This is a genomic window from Massilia norwichensis (assembly GCF_024753245.1).
GTDB lineage: Bacteria > Pseudomonadota > Gammaproteobacteria > Burkholderiales > Burkholderiaceae_D > Telluria > Telluria norwichensis.
The window spans coordinates 14,128-30,890 of sequence record NZ_JANUGX010000045.1 but is presented as its reverse complement, the minus strand read 5'-3'; the positions used below and the strand labels follow the sequence as shown (position 1 = coordinate 30,890).

Here is a 16,763-nt window from a genome sequence, read left to right as displayed (position 1 = left end):
TCCGATCGATAAGAAATTTTCATTTAAAAACAAATACATAAGAAAGTGTTCAGAAACCCTACGCACGTTTCCGTGCGCATATCGCATTTCTTGGCGTTTTGATATAACGTTCAGTCAAAGGCCCGATCTCGACAGATTGGCCGCTCATCAATCGAGGAGGAATTATGCTGGCAATGAATTACCGGGGACCGTATCGCGTCCGTGCCGATTACAAGCCCGATCCCGTCATCGAACATCCTGGCGACGCCATCGTGCGCGTGACGCGTACCTGCATCTGCGGTTCCGACCTGCACCTGTACCACGGCATGGTGCCCGATACCCGCGTCGGCCATACCTTCGGCCACGAGTTCATCGGCGTGGTCGAGGACATCGGCTCGGACGTGCGCAACCTGAAGGTTGGCGACCGCGTCATGGTGCCGTTCAACCTGTTCTGCGGCTCCTGCTTCTACTGCCAGCATGAACTCTACGGCAATTGCCACAACACGAATCCGGAAGCGGCCGCAGTCGGCGGCATCTACGGCTATTCGCACATGGCGGGCGGCTACGACGGCGGCCAGGCCGAATACGTGCGCGTGCCGATGGCCGACGTCGGCCCGATGGTGATCCCGGACGACATCCACGACGACGACGCCGTGCTGCTGACCGACGTTACACCGACCGGCTACCAGGCGGCCGAGATGGGCGACATCGACGAAGGCGATACCGTGGTCATCTTCGGCGCCGGTCCGATCGGCATCCTGGCCGCGAAGTCGGCCTGGCTGATGGGGGCAGGGCGCGTGATCGTGGTCGACGAGGTCGAATACCGCCTCGAATTCGTCAAGCGCTGGGCCCAATGCGAGGTGGTGAACTTCCGCGAGGTCGAAGACATGGCCGAGCACATCAAGAAGATGACGGACTGGATGGGCGCCGACGTCTGCATCGACTGCGTCGGCGGCGACGCCGCCGGCTCGATCGCCCAGACCCTCACCGGCCGCCTGATGAAGGCGCAGGCCGGCTCGTCCACCGTGCTGCACTGGGCCATCAACTCGGTGCGCAAGGGCGGTAACGTGTCGATCGTCGGCATCTACGGTCCGACCTTCAACATGGTCCCGATGGGCAACGTGCTGAACAAGGGCCTGACGATCCGCGCCAACCAGGCCAGCGTCAAGCGCCACCTGCCGCGCCTGATCGAGCACATCCGCGAAGGCCGCCTGTCGCCGAAGGACATCATCACCCACCGCGTGCCGCTGGAAGAGATTTCCGACGCTTACCACATCTTCTCGAGCAAACTCGACAACTGCATCAAGACGGTCCTGATCCCGCCCCGTGCCCACGAAGTCCGCGCGGTCAAGGCCAGCACCGTGCAATAAGGAGCCCCCATGCAAACTTCCGACCAAGTCGATCCGCATTCGCACCAGCACAACCATATCGGCCACGCCGACGAGCACCAGAACGACTACCCGATGAAGCCGACGCGCCCCTCGCGCGAGCAACTGGCCCACATCCATGGCTGGGGCGCGGACCTCGACCGCAAGAACCGTCCCGCCGTGCCGATGGAGCGTACCCCGCCGCGTTTCATCCATGCGCACGAGGAAAAGCTGCCGCAGCAGCCCGAAACCGTCGAGATCCTGGTCTCGACCGAGCGTCCCGGCATCACGCCGATCTTCGGCACCGCCCAGCCGCCGAAAGGCCTGTCCGGCATGCTGCGCCGCATCGCCTTCCGCTGGGCCGAGAACGACATGCGCCACTGGCTGATCCTGCTGGCGGCCGACCGCGTGAACGTGGTCGAGGGCATCGGCGAAGACCTGGCCAAGGGCAAGGTGCCGAACGTGCTGGCCGAGATGGGCATCAAGTCCGAATGGGAGCACAACAAGGCCGGGCTGGCGAAGAAGGTCGCGATCGGCGCCGCCGTGGTCGGCACCGCCGTCTACCTGATGCGCCGTCGGGATCGATAAGTCCTACGCCAGGTACCGTCTCACGCTACGCCCCACAGCGGTCCAAGCCGCTGTGGGGCTTTTTGCGCTTGAGCAAATCTATTAACGGAACCTCGTCCACACTCTGATGGTGCCCAAAGCAGAGTCTGCTTACGGCTGCCCAACCGATTGGAGACGAGAGATGAACCAGCGTTCCTTCACACTGTTGGCGGCGTCGATTGGCGCCGTTTCCTCCCTGGCCCATGCACCGCTCGCCGCGGCGCCCTTGCCGCAAACCATGATGAGCGCGCCGGTGGTGAGCACGCCGCAGGCGCGCGCCGGCATCGTCGCCCAGTTCGAGGCGCGCCGCGCCCAGCGCGGACTGAATGCGAACCACGGTTTCGCGGTGCTGGTGCAGCATCCCGGCATGCAGGGCACCCAGGTCGCGCGCGTCGCCCATACCTGGAAGGGCGTGCCCATCTTCGGCTCGGAGTCGGTGGTGGTGCTGGACCCGAACGGGCGCATCCAGTCCGAATCGAGCTCCGAGCGCCGCGCCGGCCTCGGCAAGAGCACGGGGACGGCGTCCGCCACCAACGGTCCTGGCCAGGATTTCAGCGTGGTCCCGGCGATCTCGTCGAAGCAGGCGATCGACAAGGCGCTGGCGTCGATCGGTGCCGACGCCCGTCACGTGGCCCCGCCCAGCGCCGAGCTGATCATCTACCCCGTCATGCGTACCGAACGCACCGCGGCCGCGCGCGACAAGCAGGAATACGAGCTGAACGCCGTCGACGTCGAGGAAGTGGTCGACCATTACGAGCTGGCCTACCTGGTCCACACCCGCATGCACGTGGGCGACAAGCCGGTCTACCACGACACCGTGGTCAGCGCGCGCGACGGCAGCATCCTCGACCAGTGGAACATGCTGCAGACGGTGATCGGCGTCGGCAAAAGCCAGTACAACGGCGAGGTCCCGATCAACACCACCTTCGCCGACGGCAAGTACAAGATGATCGACGACAGCCGCGGCACCGGCGGCATGTTCGGCGCGATGGCGATCACCAACGCCAACCACGGCACCACGGCCGGCAAGGTCTACGTCAACGACACCAATACCTGGGGCGACGGCAAGAACTACATTCCCAAAGGCTCGACCCTAGATGCCAACGGCCAGACCGCGGCCGTGAACGCGATGTGGGGCCTGATGAACACCTACGACACGCTGAAGAACATCTTCGGCTGGCAATCGCTGGACGGTCACAACACCGCGACCTACATCGCGGCCCACGTCAACACCGCCTACGACAACGCCTACTACAGCGACACCTGCCGCTGCATGTTCATCGGCGACGGTTCCAGCTTCTACAGCCTGGGCTCGATCGACGTGATCGGTCACGAGATGGGCCATGGCGTCACCGCCGCCACCTCGAACCTGACCTATTCCGGCGAATCGGGCGGCCTGAACGAGTCGGCCTCGGACATCAACGGCGAAGTGGTCGAAGCCTATGCGCGCGCCGGCGGCAAGGGCGAGACCATCCCGGCAACCGGCAACGACTGGGTGCTGGGCAAGGAGATCAGCAAGACCGGCACGCCGCTGCGCTGGATGACCAAGCCGAGCAAGGACGGCAGCAGCCCGGATGCCTGGAGCAGCTCGCTCAGGCGCATCGACGTGCACTACAGCAGCGGGCCGAACAACCGTATGTTCTATTTCCTGTCGCAGGGATCGAGCGAAGACAAGGCCAGCGACTACTACAGCAAATACCTGGTCAAGGCGCCGGCGGCGATGAGCGGCATCGGCCTCGACAAGGCTTACCGCATCTGGTTCAGGGCGAACACGACCAAGTTCACCTCCAGCACCAACTATGCGGATGCGCGCACCAAGATGATCGAGGCGGCCGAGGAGCTGTATGGCAAGCCCAGCCGCGAAGCCACCGCGGTGATGCGTGCCTATGCGGCGATCAACGTCGGGGCGGATGTCGACGAGTAAGCGGGGAGGCGGGGCAGGCTGCCGGGTGTGGCAGCCTGTTCCCCGCAACTCTGATAGGTTTCTGATAAAGAAGTTGCAATAAATATACGTCGGTCGCTAGCATGGCTTTCTTTGGATAAATGGAAAGCGATCGCCATGTCCTCCCAGCCCCGCTTGCTGCCCCTGCTGTTTGCCCTTTCCGCAGTTTCCCTGAGCGCCCAAGCCGCGCCGACCTATACCGTGGCGCCCGTGAACGGTATCGGGATCACCGGTGCCAGCATGCTCAGCCTGAACAACGCCGGCACGATCGCCGGCACGGCGTACACGCCCCAGGGCCACGCCAATGCCTACGTCAGCAGCAACGGCACCGCCACCAGCCTGCATCCGGGCGCTGCGAATTCCGGCTACACCATCGCGGCCGGCATCAACGATGCCGGCACGGTAGTCGGCGAAGTGGGTACCCAGAACGGGCCGACGCGCGCCGCCGTGTTCGGCAGCAACGGTGTCCAGACCCTGGGCACGCTCGGCGGGACCAACAGCTACGGCAACGGCATCAACGCCAGCGGCCAGGTGGTCGGCCGCGCCGACACGGGGAACGGCAACCAGCGTGGCTTCGTGACCGGCGCCAACGGCAGCCTGATCGAAATCGGTCCGCTGAACGGCGGCTACGGCAGCGACGCCAACGCCATCAACGACAACGGCGCCGTGACTGGCTACGTCGACGTCAACGGCAATGGCGACTACCGCGCCTACATCTATACGAACGGCACGATGCAGATCCTCGACACCCTCGGTGGCAACTATGCCCAGGGCTATGCGATCAACAACGCCGGCATGGTGGCCGGCTACGCCTTCCTGGCTGGCGACATGGTGGCGCGCGCCTTCCTGTACGCGAACGGGGAAGTGAAAGACATCGGCGGCTTCGGCGGCTTCGACACCCACGCCACCGGCATCAACGAAGCCGGCGACGTGGTCGGCGCCGGGATCGACGCCAACAACGTCTGGCATGCCTTCCTCTACAGCGAAGGCACGTTCCGGGACCTGAACGACCTGATCGACCCGAGCCTCGGCTGGAACATCGTGTATGCCGGCGATATCAACGACAAGGGCCAGATCGCGGCCCGTGGCTGCAAGGTCGGCAACCAGTGCGCGGACCTGCTGCTGACGCTGGCCGACACCGGCGGCGACCCGGATCCGAACCCGGTGCCGGAACCGGAAGCCTTTACGTCCGGCATCGCAGGCCTGACCCTGTTCGGCCTGCTGCGCCGCCGCCGTCGCCAGGGCTGATCACTGCCCCAGCAGCGGATAGGGATTCACCGGCGTGCCTTTCCACCACTGCTTTTCGGGTGTCAGCTCGAAAACGGCAAAGTGCAGGTGCGGCGCATTCGGGTCCGAGTTGCCGGTCACGCCCACGTAGCCGATCAGGTCGCCGCGCTTGATGGTGGCGCCTTCCTGCAGGCCGTCGGCGTAGCGGTCCAGGTGGGCGTAGTAATACGCGTACTTTTCGGTCGGATCGAACTGGTAGACGGTCAGGCCGCCCGGCTTGCTGGTGAATAGCTTGGCGACCTTGCCATCCGCCGTGGCCAGCACCTTGGTGCCCTTGGGCGCCATGATGTCCAGCGCCTCATGGTGGCGCTCGGTGCCGCGCGGCTGGTCGAAATTGTCCTTGATGGTGGCCAGGGTCATGCCCTCGACCGGCACCATCAGCTTGCCCGGCGGCGTGACCGCTGCGCTGCCATCCGCCGGCAGCGCGGTCGTGGAAGGGCGCAGCGGCAGGTCGAGTTCGGTCAAATCCGGCGTGACCTTCGGCGCCGGCGGCAGCTGGCCTTCGATGTCCGGCCCCGGCGGCGCGGGCAGGGAACCCGTGTTCACGGCCGCCTCGGCAGGCGCCGGGGCTTCGTGGGGCATCTGGCGCAGCCAGGCGAACAGGCCGCCGGCGCCGACCACGACGCCGAGCAGGAAGGTCAACAGCCATCTCATCTCACTCTCCTTGTTGTTGGTATTTGCCGGGGTGATACTGCCTTGCTTACGTATTTACTCCTGTAATACGACTTCGGTTCCCGCCTGCACCAGTCCGGCGACCTCGGCCGCGCTCCAGTTGGTCAGGCGGATGCAGCCGTGCGATTCGGTCTTGCCGATCAGGCTGGGCACCGGGCTGCCGTGGATGCCGTAGTGGGGGATCGACAGGTCGATCCAGGCCACGCCGACCGGGTTGTTGGGGCCGGCGGCAATCTTCGCCTTGCCGTCGCCCGGCTTGGCATCCCAGAACAGCTTGGGGTTGTAGTTGTAGGTCGGGTTGCGCGCCACGCCATCGATCTTCCACTGCCCGATCGGCAGCGGATCGTGCTCGCTGCCGGTCGAGGCCGGGTACTGGGCCAGCAGTCTGCCGGTGGCGTCTTCCAGCATCAGGACGCGGTTGTCGCGCGAGACGATGACGCGGGCCGCCGGCGGCAGCGCAGGCGTGCCGACCACGTTCGGCACCATGATCTGTTCGCCGGCGCGGCTCAGGTTCTTGCCCTGGTTGAGCTTTTCGATCAAGCCCGGGCTGGCGTGGAATTTCTCGCCCAGGCCTTCCTGCACCGAGGCGTAGCCGAGGCTGGGCAGCTTGGCCTTTTCCATCATGTCTTCGGGGATGGGGCGGAAGGGGCCGGCGACGTCGGCTTCCGCCAGCGTATAGGCGACGACGGTCGGTGCGTTGTCCGCATTCAGCGCGTTCCAGGTGGCCTCGTCGAGTTTGCCGGTGACCGGCAGGTTACGCGACTTCTGGAAACCGGACAGGGCCTGCTTCATGTTCGAGCCGAAGGCGCCGTCGATCTCGCCCGGCGAAAAGTGGGCGCGGTCGAGCAGGACCTGGGCGCGTAGCAGGCGGTCGAACTCGCTGGCTTCGACCGGGGCATTGACCGGCGCTTGCGAAGCCGGGATTTGCCCCGCGACGGGCTGTGCGGCAGGGGCAGGGGCGGGCGCTGCCGGGGCCGCAGCGGCGGGCGCCGGTGCAGCGGCCGGGGACGCGACCGGCGTCGCGCCCGTGCTGCCAGCCATCGCGCCCGCCTGGGCGGCGGTCTGGGCGTTGGCATTCTGTGCCGCGGCGATGCGCGCCTGCACATTAGGCTGTGCTGCGGGCTGTGCTGCGGGCTGTGCAGCGGGCTGTGCAGCCGGCTGCGTGGATTGTTGGGCGGCCGGCTGGGCGGCCGGCTTGTTCTTGACGAGATAGGCCTGCTGGGCGCCGGCGGCAGCGCAGACGCTGCAGAGGAGGGCGGCCAGGGCGGGGGCGGTGATGTGTTTCATTGGCTTCCTGCATTACTTACATATGGAAACCTCAGCGTAGTGCTGCGCAAGATGGGGGTCTGTGCGCGAACGAACCCATCCTCCGGGCTGCGTAATGACGCCTTCCGGACGGTACAATCGCCATCATGAGCGATGCCACGATCACCTTCCAGCCCGCTGGCTGGACCGTCCCCGCGCCTGCGGACACGACCATCCTGCATGCCGCCGAGCAGGCCGGCATCGACCTGCCCAGCTCTTGCCGCAATGGCACCTGCCGCACCTGCATCTGCCGCCTGGCGGCCGGCAAGGTGCGTTACCTGGTCGAGTGGCCGGGCCTGTCCTTCGACGAAAAGCGCGAAGGCTACGTCCTGCCTTGCGTCGCGGTGCCGGAGGGTGAGGTGGTCGTCGAGCAGCGCCTGGCCAAGCGAATCAGCTGGTAGGGTGGGCACCCCGTGCCCACGATGCGCCGGCATGGACGCACCGCCGTGGGCACGGGGTGCCCACCCTACCGCTTCAGCGCCGACTCGATCGCCTGCAACACCTGCGGCCAGGCATGCGAGCTGGCCGCGACCTCGTCGTAGTGGCTGGCGCCCGGCAGGATCACGACCTCGGCGGCATCGCCGGCGGCGCGTGCGCGCTTGGCATAATCGTAGGCCACGCGCGGCGGCGAAACCTTGTCCAGCTCGCCGGTCACGAGGATGGTGCGGCTGCCGTTGGGCAGCAGGTCGCCGGCATTGGTGTCGGCGAAGACGTCGGGCCGGTTCTCGCTGGGAGCGCCGGTCAGCTGGCCGATCTCGCGGTCGCAGCTCGATTTGATCAGGCCCTGCTCGCGGCGCAGGTCGGCCAGGCCGCCCAGGCTCACCACGTTCCTGACCGGCAGCGGATCGGGCAGGTAGAGCGGACTGGTGGCCGGAATGCGCGACCGGCCCGCCATCCACTGCACCAGCTGCCCGCCGGCCGAGTGGCCGACCGCGACCAGGCGCTTGAGGTCGAGCGGATAGCGGCCCGCCTGCCGGGCCAGCATTTCCAGGGCCGCGTTCATGTCCTGGTAGGTGCCGGGATAGCCGCCGCCGGGCTCGTCGACGCGCCGGTATTCGATGTTCCACGAGGCGATGCCGCGTTCGGCCAGCGCACCGGCCAGGTTGCGCAGCTGGGTGATGCCGCCGAATTCCTTGGTCCAGCAGCCGCCGTGCACCAGCACCGCCACCGGGAAGGGGCCGGGGCCGCCGGGGATGAACAGTTCGGCGAACTGCGAGGGCGCGCTCCCGTAGGCGAAGCTGGCGTTGGGAACCGGCCCCTTCAGGGCCATGTAATCGGCCAGCTTCATGGGCGCCGGCGTGGCGGCGTTGGCGCCGGCAGCAAAGCTGGCGGTAAAGCTGGCGGCAAAGGCGGCGAGAGAAAGCAGACGGCGCAGCATCGGGGTATCCAATGTAAAAACGGCAAGTTCACCATGATACCAAGTCCGCGCACGATTGAAAGCCGGCCCCGATCTTCCATGCTAGTCTGCGCCAAAACGTCATCCGTTTGCGTACCTTTTCACCAGAGGAGAATTGCTATGACCCAATCGAAATCCAGCGGCAACCAGAACAAGCAGTCGGCCAACGATTCGGAAGAGGATCTGGCCAAGCGCCGTGCCGGCGTGAATCCGGACAAGAGCAGCCACAACGAGAAGACCACCATCAAGGCCGGCAAGGGGAAAGGCGCCGGCGGCGGCGCGAAGCAAAAGGAAGGCCGATAAACATGGTTTTGCATGCCCACACCACCCCGGATCCAACCGATCCGGAGCAGCCACCACCGCAGCCGAGCCCGGATCCGGACGACGTCCCGGCGCCGGCCCGTGCCCCGGTCGAAGAACCGCGGGCGCCCCAGCCGCCCATCAAGGCGAACTAGGGCCGTAGATTCAAACAGCACGCCGCGGCACCCAGCCGCGGCTTCACACCCTCCAGCTCAAGCCTTGCCCGCGCCACCTTGCTGCTTGGCCGGATCGTCGGCCGGCACGTGGCCGTGCAGCGGCGGGATTTCCTTGATCATCTCATTCGTTTCGTGCTGGCCCGGCGTGATGTCGCCGCTGCCGATATCGCCTTCGTGCATCATCGGCGGTGCCTTGGCGCCGGGATCCGGTTTCGGGGTCGAGGTATTCATGCTGCTCTCCTTTGGTTAGCTGGTTGCGTGTTGACCTGATCCTAACAGCCCGACCTCGCCCCCGGCGCCCGATAGGGTGAGCATGAATGTGTTGCTTTATGGATACAATGTTTGCGCTCCGTATGCCAGCGCACATAGCGTTCCGGGGAAATTTTTATAATGGTCCATCGGTCAACACAATGGAGGGGACGGCATGGGCACCACACTGCACAACAAAATCTATCTCGGACGACACTCCCTGCTGGCCTCGCGCCGTCTGCAGGCGGCGCTGGCGCTGGGGGCGCTGGCGGGCGCCGGCCTGGTGTGGGCGGCGGTGCGCGCAATGAAGTAAGTTGCGGGAGAGGCCGGGCCGCCTTACCATGGCGACCTTTGCTCTCAACGAAAGTCTGCATGAAGAATGAAAAACTGACCGGCGACGAATACGACGCCCTCGAAATGATCCGGCGCGGTGCCCGTACTGACCGGGTCAATGCCTGCGTGGGACGCAATGCCAAGCGCCTGTCCGGCCTGAAGCTGGTGCAGTATGCGAAGAATGGCGCGCTGTCGCTGACGGACAAGGGCCAGGAGGTGTTGTTCCTGCGCCGCTGTATCGTGGCGCTGCGCGCGCTCGAGCAGGATCCCGCGAGCGCGCTGGACGAGGATGTCGTGCAGTTCCTGAGCCGCAAGTCGCACATCGCCGCACGTGAAGGCGGCGGCTACGAACTCACCGAACGCGGCCGCGAATCGCTGGCCGATATCAGCGCGCAGGAACCGAAGAAGTAAGTCTAGTTGGCGCGGCGGCGGTGCGGGTACACTAGTGTGCGCACCGCGATTTCCGCCGGCACGTTCATCGCCGCCAGGAATTCGGCCGCGCGCTGCAGGCCGAGGGTGGGGATCGAGGCGACTGCCTGGTTGACCAGGTCGCGGGTGCGCATGTCGGTGCGCTGCTTGCGGCTTGCCGTATCAAGGGTAGCGTCGATGCTGCCCGTCTCGAAGTTCATATCATCCCTCATTATTATTGAATTGGCATCGTTGCCAATTATTCAGGCCATTGTAGGGGAATGATATTATTTCTGCCACAAAAAATTATGGATAAAACAAAGAATACAAGGCCTTAGCGGCCTTTGTTCATGCAAAGCCGCGAGATTGCTTTTATGCAACCTGCACCTGCGGCTCGTCTTCCGGAGCGCCCAGCCCGCGGCGCTGACGCAGCAGCTGTTCGAATTCGTGGGCCGGTAGCGGCCGCGAGAAGTAATAGCCCTGCATTTCGTCGCAGCCCTGGTGGCGCAGGTAGTCGAGTTGCTCGGCGGTCTCGACACCCTCGGCGATCACCGACAGGCGCAGGTTATGCGCCAGCGCGATGATCGACGCGACGATCGCGGCATCGTTGGCGTCGATCGTGATGTCGTTGACGAAGGAGCGGTCGATCTTCAGCACGTCGATCGGGAAGCGCGACAGGTAGGAGAAGCTCGAGTAGCCGGTGCCGAAATCGTCGATGGAGAGCTTGACCCCGAGCGACTTCATACGGTGCAACAGGTCGACCGCCGGCGTGACGTCGCTCATGAACAGGCTCTCGGTCAGCTCCAGTTCCAGGCAGGATGGATCGAGGCCGGTGTCCTCGAGCACCTGTTCGATGCTGGGAAGGAGTTCGGTGGCGCTGAACTGGCGCGCCGACAAGTTCACCGCGACCCGCAGATGTCCCAGCCCGGCATCCTGCCAGGCCTTGTTCTGGGCGCAGGCGGTGCGCATCACCCAGGCGCCGATCGGCACGATCAGGCCGGTGTCCTCGGCCACGCCGATGAAGCGGGTCGGCGGCACCATGCCCAGTTCCGGATGCTTCCAGCGGATCAGCGCTTCCATGCCGACGATGCGGCCGGTTTGCAGGTCGACCTGCGGCTGGTAGTGCAGCACGAATTCGTTGCGCACCAGGGCGTTGCGCAGCGCGCTCTCGATGCGCACGCGCTCCAGCGACTCCTCGTTCATGGCCGGCGTGTAGAACTGGAAATTGTTGCGGCCCAGCTTCTTGGCGCGGTACATCGCGATGTCCGCGTGTTCGATCAGGCTGTCGGCCGGGGTGCCGTCGCTCGGGTAGGCCGCCACCCCGATGCTGCAGGTGACGAAGAATTCCTTCGGTCCCAGCATCACCGGCTGGGCCACCGAATCCATCACGCGCTGCACGATGTCGGCGGACAGTGGCTGGTCTTCGTGCTGCGACAGGATCACCACGAATTCGTCGCCGGACAGGCGCGCCACGGTGTCGGTATCGCGCAGCGAGCCGCGCAGGCGCGCCGCCACCGTCATCAGGAGCACGTCGCCGGCCTTGTGGCCCATGCTGTCGTTGACGAACTTGAAGCGGTCCAGGTCGATCAGCATCACCCACACCGGATGGCCGCTGCGGTTGGCGTAGGCCACCGCCTGTTCGAGGCGATCCTGCAGCAGCGAACGGTTGGGCAGGCCGGTCAGCACGTCGTGCTGGGCCACGTGGTGCACGCGCTGCTCGGTGATCTTGCGCGCCGTGATGTCGCTGCCGGTGCCGCGGTAGCCGGTGAAGCGGCCGCCCTCGTCGAAGATCGGCTGGCCGCTGACGCAGTACCAGCGCTCCTCGCCGTTGTCGTCGAGCGCGCGGTATTCCAGGTTGCGGAAGGGCTCGCGCGCGGCGATCGCGGCGAAGTGCTCGCGCCCGGCATCGCTGTCGGCCAGGCTGCCGATCAGTTCGGCGCGGGTCCTGCCTAGGATGCGCTCGACCGCGATGCCCGATTTTTCCGCGAAATGGCCGGTCATGGCGACGAAGCGCAGATGCTCGTCCTGCTCCCAGTACCAGTCCGAGGACATCGCCACCAATTGGCGGAAGCGCTGCTCGCTTTCCTGCAGCGCCTTTTCGGTGCGCTTGCGCGCCAGGACGTCGTCGACCAGGCGCTGGTTGGTCAGCTTCAGGTCGGCGGTGCGCTCGCGCACCAGCTCCTGCACCTTGCGCGTACGCTGGCCGGCAGCCTGCACGAAGGCCGCCAGCAGCAGGGTCGACAACGCGCCGCCGGCCAGCAGCAGGGTCGAGGCCAGGTGATCGGCCAGATACGGTTTCGGCGTCGGCACCGCTTCCACGGTCCAGGTCTGACCGGCCACGACGAAGCGCTCGAGCGCGCGTGCGCCGGGACGGGCCAGCCAGCGCAGCGGCGCCGGCGCCGGCGCGGCGGCTTCGGTGGCGTCGTGGTTGGCGTAGACCACTGCGCCGGGCACGGTCTGGGCGCCGATGTAGAGTTTGAGCAGGATGCTGCGGTCTTCCAGCAGACCGGCGCGCGCCAGCGTGGAGCGCGCCAGCGACGGTACCTCGACGATGGCGGCGGTGTCGCCCAGCAGGCGGCCCTCCGGCCCGTAGACCGGCATCACCACCTGGAAGCTCGGCTTGCCCGTCGGGTCCTGCGCCAGGCGCAGCAGGCCGGTGGCGGCGGCGCGTCCGCTGGCATGGGCGCGCGCCACTGCCCGTGCGACCTCGCCGTTCTCGCTGACATTCAGGCCGAAGGCAGGCTCGTTGCCCAGCATCGGCTCCAGGTAATCGACCACGTGATAGCGCGCGCGGCGCGGCGCCGGCACCAGCCGGCCATCCCGCATCTCGCGCAGAATGCTGCCGGGACGCACCCGCTGCAGCTCGGCTTCGAACGCGGCGCGCCCGCTGTCCTCCAGCGCGCGATGGAAGTTGAAGGCCTTGACGAAGGGGTTGCGCAGCAGCAGCGGGGTGGTGAAATCGTGGAATTGCGCGCGGGTCACCGGCTGCACCGTGGCGAACAGCTGGTTGGTGACGTTCAGGACTTCGACCGCATCATCCATGCCCTGGCGCAGGGCCGCCACGCGCACATTCGTGCCCTGTTCGAAAGCGAGCGACTTGTTGTCGATTTCGAGCTGGTTGACGGCGAAGGTCAGTACAGCGGTCGTGACCAGGCCGCCCCCAAGCGTAAGGGCCGCCGCAAGCGTAAGCGAAAGCTGCAGTCGGCGACGCGGCATGCTGAATCCTCTAGAAATTACTTGCTCGAAGGCACAATGTGCGCGCCAGTGTGTCACAGAAGCGCATATTTCCGCAAACAAATTGTCACAACGCAGTAGCGGCTAGGCCAAGTTGTGGCTAAGCAAAAACACTCGAGCATGCCAGTCGGATAAGGACCAGCCGCACCAGCAGGCGGTTCAGGAATTCGAAGGGCAGCCGCCGCAGCAGGCGCGCGACCGGACCCGTCGTGCCGGCGCCGGCGAACAGGATGTGGTTGTTGCCGGCCGCCTTGTCGAGCACGCAGGTATGGCCGTCGAAGATCCCGTCCAGCGCATCCAGCACGTTGCCGCGCCGGCGGTCGTAGCTGAACACGTTCGCCACCAGCACGCCATCCGGTGCCAGCAAGCGCCGGCAATCGGCATAGAAGGGGCGGCTGGACAGGGCCGGGGGCAGGCCGTCGCTGTCGAAACCGTCGACCACGATGACGTCGAAGCGGGCCTGCGCGCAATCCGCTATCCAGGCGGCGGCATCGGCGTGGATGACGCGCAGGCGCGCATCGTCGGGCGGCACCAGGAAGCGTTCGCGCAGCGCGATCACGTCGGCGCGCAGCTCGAGCACGGTGATGTCGGCATCCGGCCAGTGGTGGCGGCAGAACTTGAGCATCGAGCCGCCGCCCAGGCCGACCATCAGGATGCGGCGCGGGCGCGGCACGAACAGCACGAAGCACATCATGGCGCGTGTGTAGGCCAGCACCAGCGCGTGCGGGCGCGAGAGCCGCATCGCGCTCTGGATGTCGCCGGGCGTGAACTCCAGCGTGCGGCGATTGCCCTCGGTGCGGACCAGCGGCTTCGGTAGATTCTGCATGGGCTGACAGTATAGGCGAGAGTGTCGCCGAGGCGGTCCGGCTTGTTCCGAGGGATAAGTTTCTGATAAGCTGGCCGCCGCAGCCTCACGGAGACCCCATGTTCCTGGACCATCCCATCATCACCGCCACCAACAGCCAGACCGAGCCCGATCGCATCGAGCGGCTCGACCGCGTCTATGGCTACGCGATGGCGCTGGCCGACGTGGATGGCGACAGCGGCTTCGTCGAGAAGCTGACCCAGCTCCACGACCACAAGGGCACCCTGATCGTGTTCTGGCACGACGCACCCAGCGAGGAACAGATGCATTATTGCGCGCGCGCCTGGGCCAGCAAGGTCGGCGACGGCACCACCACCGTGGTCCACGAGTTCTGAGGCGGCCATGGATTCCACCACCATCGTTCTGGCGCTCGCCCTCGGCAACCTGGCCATCTGCGCGGCGCTGTTCTTCTTCGAGCAACCGCGCCAGGATGGCGCCGGCGGCCGCCCGGCGGCGCTGACAAGCTGGGGCTGGTCGCGCCAGATGCAGGGCGCCGGCTGGCTGCTGCTGGCGATCGGCGGCGTCAACGTGGTGCCCGAGCGGCTGGCGCTGCCGGTCGCCTACGGCCTGGTGATCGCCGGCGTGGCCTGGGAAGCGGGCGCGCTGTGGGAACGGGCCGGCGGCCGCCACTGGCGCCGCATCTTCAGGCCGGCGCTGGTGCTGGCGGTGTGCGCCTTCCTGCTGTGCTACTGGATCGACGAGATCGGCCTGCGCGCGCTGGCGGCATCGCTGATCCTCGGCGCCTTCTACCTGTCTGGCGCCGCCGCCCTGGCGCGCGGCTGGGCCCAGGCCTCGATGCTGCGCCGCTTCCTGGCGCTGGCCACCGCGCTGCTGGCCCTGGTGGTGGGCATACGCGGCGCGCTGGTGCTGCTGGCGCCGTCGGGTTGGGGCTGGATGAGCAACGAGCTGTTGCGCCAGCTGTATTCGAGCGCGCTGTACCTGCTGATGCTGCTGGGCGGCTTCGGCTGGCTGCTGCTGGGCCGCGAAGACGTGCAGGACCAGCTGGCGCGCCTGGAGGTGGTCGACCCGCTGACGGACTGCGCCAACCGGCGCGGCTTCTTCCAGATGCTGGCGCCGTGGATGTCGCTGGCGCGCCGCCCCGGTCCGCCGACCGCGCTGGTGTTGTTCGATCTCGACCAGTTCAAGCGCGTCAACGACAGCTACGGCCACCCGGCCGGCGACGTGGTGCTGCGCACCCTGGTCGAGGTCTGCAAGCGCCAGCTGCGCGACAGCGACCAGCTGGGCCGCCTGGTCGGGGTCGAGTTCGCGATCCTGCTGCCGCGCACCAGCCAGGAAGACGCGGTGATGGTCGCCGAGCGCATGCGCGCCGCGATCGCCGCCACCAAGGTCAAGACCGAGCGCGCGATGATCTCGCTGACCGCCAGCTTCGGCGTGACCGCGATCCGCGCCGACGACAGCAGCGTCACCCTGCTGGCACGCGCCGACGAAGCCCTGCGCAGCGCCAAGGCGGGCGGGCGCGACCGGATCGAACTGGCGCCGCCGGCGCAGGCCATCCTCGCCGAGGCTTGAGCATGCGGCCGGGGATGCGTCGCAGCGTCATCCGGGCCGGCCGCTCTCGGCGTATTTTGTGGTGCCGTTCTTGAATGGAGCTTGAATGAACGACCAGCATACCGATCCGTCCGCGCCCACCTACGCCGCCCTGGTACTCGGCTCGGACAGCTTCCGCCTGCTGGTCGCCAGCTACCGCGACGGCGTGCCGCTGGCGCTGGACGGCGAGCACGTGCCGCTGCGCCTGGCCGCCAGCCTCGACGTCAGCGGCTGCCTGAGCCAGGACGCGATGCGCGACGCGCTCGACTGCGTGGCGCGCCTGCGCGAGCGCCTGCAGGCCAGGCCGCTGGCGGCGGCGCGCGTGGTCGCCACCTCGACCCTGCGCATGGCGCGCAATGCCCACCTGTTCCTGCCGGCCGCCCAGCAGACCCTCGGCCTCGAGATCCGCGTGCTGTCGGGCGAGGAAGAAGCCCTGCTGACCTGGCTGGGCGTGGCCGGCGCGGCACCCGCCGGCAGCCGCCCGCTGGTGCTGGGGATCGGCGGCGGTTCGACCCAGTTCGCGCTGGGGCAGGGCATGCGCGTCACGCGCGCCGGCTCGGTGGCGCTGGGCACGGTGCGCCAGGCCCTGACCTTCTTCGGCAACGGCCGCATCGATGCGGTCTCGTTCGCGGCGGCGGTGTCCTCGGCGCGCGTGCGCCTGGCCGACCATGCGGCGGATTACGGCCCCGCGGTGCGCGACTGCGTGTACGGGGCGTCCGGCACGGTGCGTACGCTGGCGCGGCTGGCACGCGAAAATGGGGCCGACTGCAAGGCCGACCACGGCGCCGGCGGCATCGACCGCGGCGGCCTGGAGCAGCTTGGCGCGCGGGTGCTGGAGCATGCGGGCGGCGGGCGTCCGCTGGCCGGGCTGGGGCGCCTGCTGCCGCGCAACGTCGCCGCCGCGCTGGCGATCCTGATCGCGCTGATGGAAGAACTCGAGATCGACATGCTGCTGGAGTCGGACGCCGGCCTGCGCCATGGCCTGCTGCACGACCTGCACCGGCAGCGGCACGTGCTGCCGGCCTGAAGATCCGGCGTGCCATTCTTCCGACAAAGCGCCAAATGATATATATTGTTTGGCTTGTTTGAAGATGGA

At 66.8% G+C, this 16,763-nt stretch carries 19 protein-coding genes; 12 read left to right on the top strand and 7 right to left on the bottom strand.

Annotated elements, in window-relative coordinates; all coding sequences use genetic code 11:
* Positions 1–164: 164 nt before the first annotated feature.
* The 4 genes from NX782_RS25265 (at position 165) to NX782_RS25250 (ending at position 5,142) form a co-directional block, all read left to right on the top strand.
* Positions 165–1,349 carry a zinc-dependent alcohol dehydrogenase gene (locus tag NX782_RS25265; protein ID WP_258848264.1) on the top strand — a complete coding sequence of 395 codons (1,185 nt, stop codon included), beginning with the start codon at positions 165–167 and terminating at the stop codon, positions 1,347–1,349.
* A gap of 9 nt (positions 1,350–1,358) precedes the next feature.
* The gene (locus NX782_RS25260; RefSeq protein ID WP_258848262.1) at positions 1,359–1,934 is read left to right on the top strand and encodes a hypothetical protein; all 576 of its coding nucleotides are present in this window, start codon (positions 1,359–1,361) and stop codon (positions 1,932–1,934) included.
* A 160-nt stretch (positions 1,935–2,094) separates the two neighbouring features.
* Entirely contained in the window at positions 2,095–3,876 is a 1,782-nt protein-coding gene (locus tag NX782_RS25255) for a M4 family metallopeptidase (RefSeq protein ID WP_258848261.1), read from the top strand.
* 135 nt (positions 3,877–4,011) lie between these two features.
* On the top strand, positions 4,012–5,142 hold the full coding sequence (locus NX782_RS25250; RefSeq protein WP_258848260.1) for a hypothetical protein: 1,131 nt from the start codon (positions 4,012–4,014) through the stop codon (positions 5,140–5,142).
* On the opposite strand, the gene NX782_RS25245 is transcribed toward NX782_RS25250, so the two are convergent.
* On the bottom strand, positions 5,143–5,835 hold the full coding sequence (locus NX782_RS25245) for a M23 family metallopeptidase (protein ID WP_258848259.1): 693 nt from the start codon (positions 5,833–5,835) through the stop codon (positions 5,143–5,145).
* 54 nt (positions 5,836–5,889) lie between these two features.
* Entirely contained in the window at positions 5,890–7,140 is a 1,251-nt protein-coding gene (locus tag NX782_RS25240; RefSeq protein WP_308633128.1) for a L,D-transpeptidase family protein, read from the bottom strand.
* Positions 7,141–7,265: 125 nt separating this feature from the next.
* On the opposite strand from NX782_RS25240, the gene NX782_RS25235 reads away from it, so the two are divergent.
* Positions 7,266–7,559 carry a 2Fe-2S iron-sulfur cluster-binding protein gene (locus NX782_RS25235; protein ID WP_258848258.1) on the top strand — a complete coding sequence of 98 codons (294 nt, stop codon included), beginning with the start codon at positions 7,266–7,268 and terminating at the stop codon, positions 7,557–7,559.
* A gap of 65 nt (positions 7,560–7,624) precedes the next feature.
* Here the strand turns inward: NX782_RS25235 and NX782_RS25230 are convergent, their stop codons facing one another.
* A complete protein-coding gene (locus tag NX782_RS25230) occupies positions 7,625–8,536 on the bottom strand; it encodes an alpha/beta hydrolase (RefSeq protein WP_308633127.1) in 912 nt (303 codons plus the stop codon).
* 138 nt (positions 8,537–8,674) lie between these two features.
* Between NX782_RS25230 and NX782_RS25225 the strand changes: the two genes are divergently transcribed.
* Both NX782_RS25225 and NX782_RS25220 read left to right on the top strand, forming a co-directional pair.
* Entirely contained in the window at positions 8,675–8,857 is a 183-nt protein-coding gene (locus NX782_RS25225) for a hypothetical protein (RefSeq protein WP_230027189.1), read from the top strand.
* Between the two features lie 2 nt (positions 8,858–8,859).
* Positions 8,860–9,009, top strand: coding sequence for a hypothetical protein (locus NX782_RS25220; RefSeq protein WP_258848257.1), 150 nt, complete (start codon positions 8,860–8,862; stop codon positions 9,007–9,009).
* A gap of 57 nt (positions 9,010–9,066) precedes the next feature.
* Here the strand turns inward: NX782_RS25220 and NX782_RS25215 are convergent, their stop codons facing one another.
* Positions 9,067–9,261, bottom strand: a complete 195-nt coding sequence (locus tag NX782_RS25215; protein WP_258848256.1) for a hypothetical protein — start codon at positions 9,259–9,261, stop codon at positions 9,067–9,069.
* 193 nt (positions 9,262–9,454) lie between these two features.
* On the opposite strand from NX782_RS25215, the gene NX782_RS25210 reads away from it, so the two are divergent.
* Positions 9,455–9,592 carry a hypothetical protein gene (locus NX782_RS25210; RefSeq protein ID WP_258848255.1) on the top strand — a complete coding sequence of 46 codons (138 nt, stop codon included), beginning with the start codon at positions 9,455–9,457 and terminating at the stop codon, positions 9,590–9,592.
* 59 nt (positions 9,593–9,651) lie between these two features.
* Positions 9,652–10,023 carry a hypothetical protein gene (locus NX782_RS25205; protein ID WP_258848254.1) on the top strand — a complete coding sequence of 124 codons (372 nt, stop codon included), beginning with the start codon at positions 9,652–9,654 and terminating at the stop codon, positions 10,021–10,023.
* Between the two features lie 2 nt (positions 10,024–10,025).
* Here the strand turns inward: NX782_RS25205 and NX782_RS25200 are convergent, their stop codons facing one another.
* From NX782_RS25200 to NX782_RS25190, 3 genes are all read right to left on the bottom strand, one after another.
* Positions 10,026–10,241, bottom strand: coding sequence for a hypothetical protein (locus NX782_RS25200; protein WP_258848253.1), 216 nt, complete (start codon positions 10,239–10,241; stop codon positions 10,026–10,028).
* Between the two features lie 151 nt (positions 10,242–10,392).
* Positions 10,393–13,236: a bifunctional diguanylate cyclase/phosphodiesterase gene (locus tag NX782_RS25195; protein WP_258848252.1), complete on the bottom strand. Its 2,844-nt coding sequence runs from the start codon at positions 13,234–13,236 to the stop codon at positions 10,393–10,395.
* 118 nt (positions 13,237–13,354) lie between these two features.
* Positions 13,355–14,080: a fused MFS/spermidine synthase gene (locus NX782_RS25190; RefSeq protein ID WP_258848251.1), complete on the bottom strand. Its 726-nt coding sequence runs from the start codon at positions 14,078–14,080 to the stop codon at positions 13,355–13,357.
* 98 nt (positions 14,081–14,178) lie between these two features.
* Here NX782_RS25190 and NX782_RS25185 point away from each other — a divergent pair, with 98 nt between their 5' ends.
* From NX782_RS25185 to NX782_RS25175, 3 genes are all read left to right on the top strand, one after another.
* Positions 14,179–14,454, top strand: coding sequence for a hypothetical protein (locus tag NX782_RS25185; RefSeq protein ID WP_258848250.1), 276 nt, complete (start codon positions 14,179–14,181; stop codon positions 14,452–14,454).
* Between the two features lie 7 nt (positions 14,455–14,461).
* Complete coding sequence (locus tag NX782_RS25180) at positions 14,462–15,649, top strand: GGDEF domain-containing protein (RefSeq protein ID WP_258848249.1); 1,188 nt, start codon at positions 14,462–14,464, stop codon at positions 15,647–15,649.
* 85 nt (positions 15,650–15,734) lie between these two features.
* On the top strand, positions 15,735–16,694 hold the full coding sequence (locus NX782_RS25175; protein WP_258848248.1) for a Ppx/GppA phosphatase family protein: 960 nt from the start codon (positions 15,735–15,737) through the stop codon (positions 16,692–16,694).
* Positions 16,695–16,763: the final 69 nt, after the last annotated feature.

Excerpts from the sequence above, each read along its gene's own strand:
- NX782_RS25180 (WP_258848249.1), top strand. The coding sequence starts at position 14,462 with ATGGATTCCACCACCATCGTTCTGGCGCTCGCCCTCGGCAACCTGGCC.
- NX782_RS25205 (WP_258848254.1), top strand. The coding sequence starts at position 9,652 with ATGAAGAATGAAAAACTGACCGGCGACGAATACGACGCCCTCGAAATG.
- NX782_RS25200 (WP_258848253.1), bottom strand. The coding sequence starts at position 10,241 with ATGAACTTCGAGACGGGCAGCATCGACGCTACCCTTGATACGGCAAGC.
- NX782_RS25195 (WP_258848252.1), bottom strand. The coding sequence starts at position 13,236 with ATGCCGCGTCGCCGACTGCAGCTTTCGCTTACGCTTGCGGCGGCCCTT.
- NX782_RS25190 (WP_258848251.1), bottom strand. The coding sequence starts at position 14,080 with ATGCAGAATCTACCGAAGCCGCTGGTCCGCACCGAGGGCAATCGCCGC.
- NX782_RS25250 (WP_258848260.1), top strand. The coding sequence starts at position 4,012 with ATGTCCTCCCAGCCCCGCTTGCTGCCCCTGCTGTTTGCCCTTTCCGCA.
- NX782_RS25225 (WP_230027189.1), top strand. The coding sequence starts at position 8,675 with ATGACCCAATCGAAATCCAGCGGCAACCAGAACAAGCAGTCGGCCAAC.
- NX782_RS25210 (WP_258848255.1), top strand. The coding sequence starts at position 9,455 with ATGGGCACCACACTGCACAACAAAATCTATCTCGGACGACACTCCCTG.
- NX782_RS25175 (WP_258848248.1), top strand. The coding sequence starts at position 15,735 with ATGAACGACCAGCATACCGATCCGTCCGCGCCCACCTACGCCGCCCTG.
- NX782_RS25185 (WP_258848250.1), top strand. The coding sequence starts at position 14,179 with ATGTTCCTGGACCATCCCATCATCACCGCCACCAACAGCCAGACCGAG.
- NX782_RS25265 (WP_258848264.1), top strand. The coding sequence starts at position 165 with ATGCTGGCAATGAATTACCGGGGACCGTATCGCGTCCGTGCCGATTAC.
- NX782_RS25245 (WP_258848259.1), bottom strand. The coding sequence starts at position 5,835 with ATGAGATGGCTGTTGACCTTCCTGCTCGGCGTCGTGGTCGGCGCCGGC.
- NX782_RS25255 (WP_258848261.1), top strand. The coding sequence starts at position 2,095 with ATGAACCAGCGTTCCTTCACACTGTTGGCGGCGTCGATTGGCGCCGTT.
- NX782_RS25215 (WP_258848256.1), bottom strand. The coding sequence starts at position 9,261 with ATGAATACCTCGACCCCGAAACCGGATCCCGGCGCCAAGGCACCGCCG.
- NX782_RS25235 (WP_258848258.1), top strand. The coding sequence starts at position 7,266 with ATGAGCGATGCCACGATCACCTTCCAGCCCGCTGGCTGGACCGTCCCC.
- NX782_RS25240 (WP_308633128.1), bottom strand. The coding sequence starts at position 7,140 with ATGAAACACATCACCGCCCCCGCCCTGGCCGCCCTCCTCTGCAGCGTC.
- NX782_RS25260 (WP_258848262.1), top strand. The coding sequence starts at position 1,359 with ATGCAAACTTCCGACCAAGTCGATCCGCATTCGCACCAGCACAACCAT.
- NX782_RS25220 (WP_258848257.1), top strand. The coding sequence starts at position 8,860 with ATGGTTTTGCATGCCCACACCACCCCGGATCCAACCGATCCGGAGCAG.
- NX782_RS25230 (WP_308633127.1), bottom strand. The coding sequence starts at position 8,536 with ATGCTGCGCCGTCTGCTTTCTCTCGCCGCCTTTGCCGCCAGCTTTACC.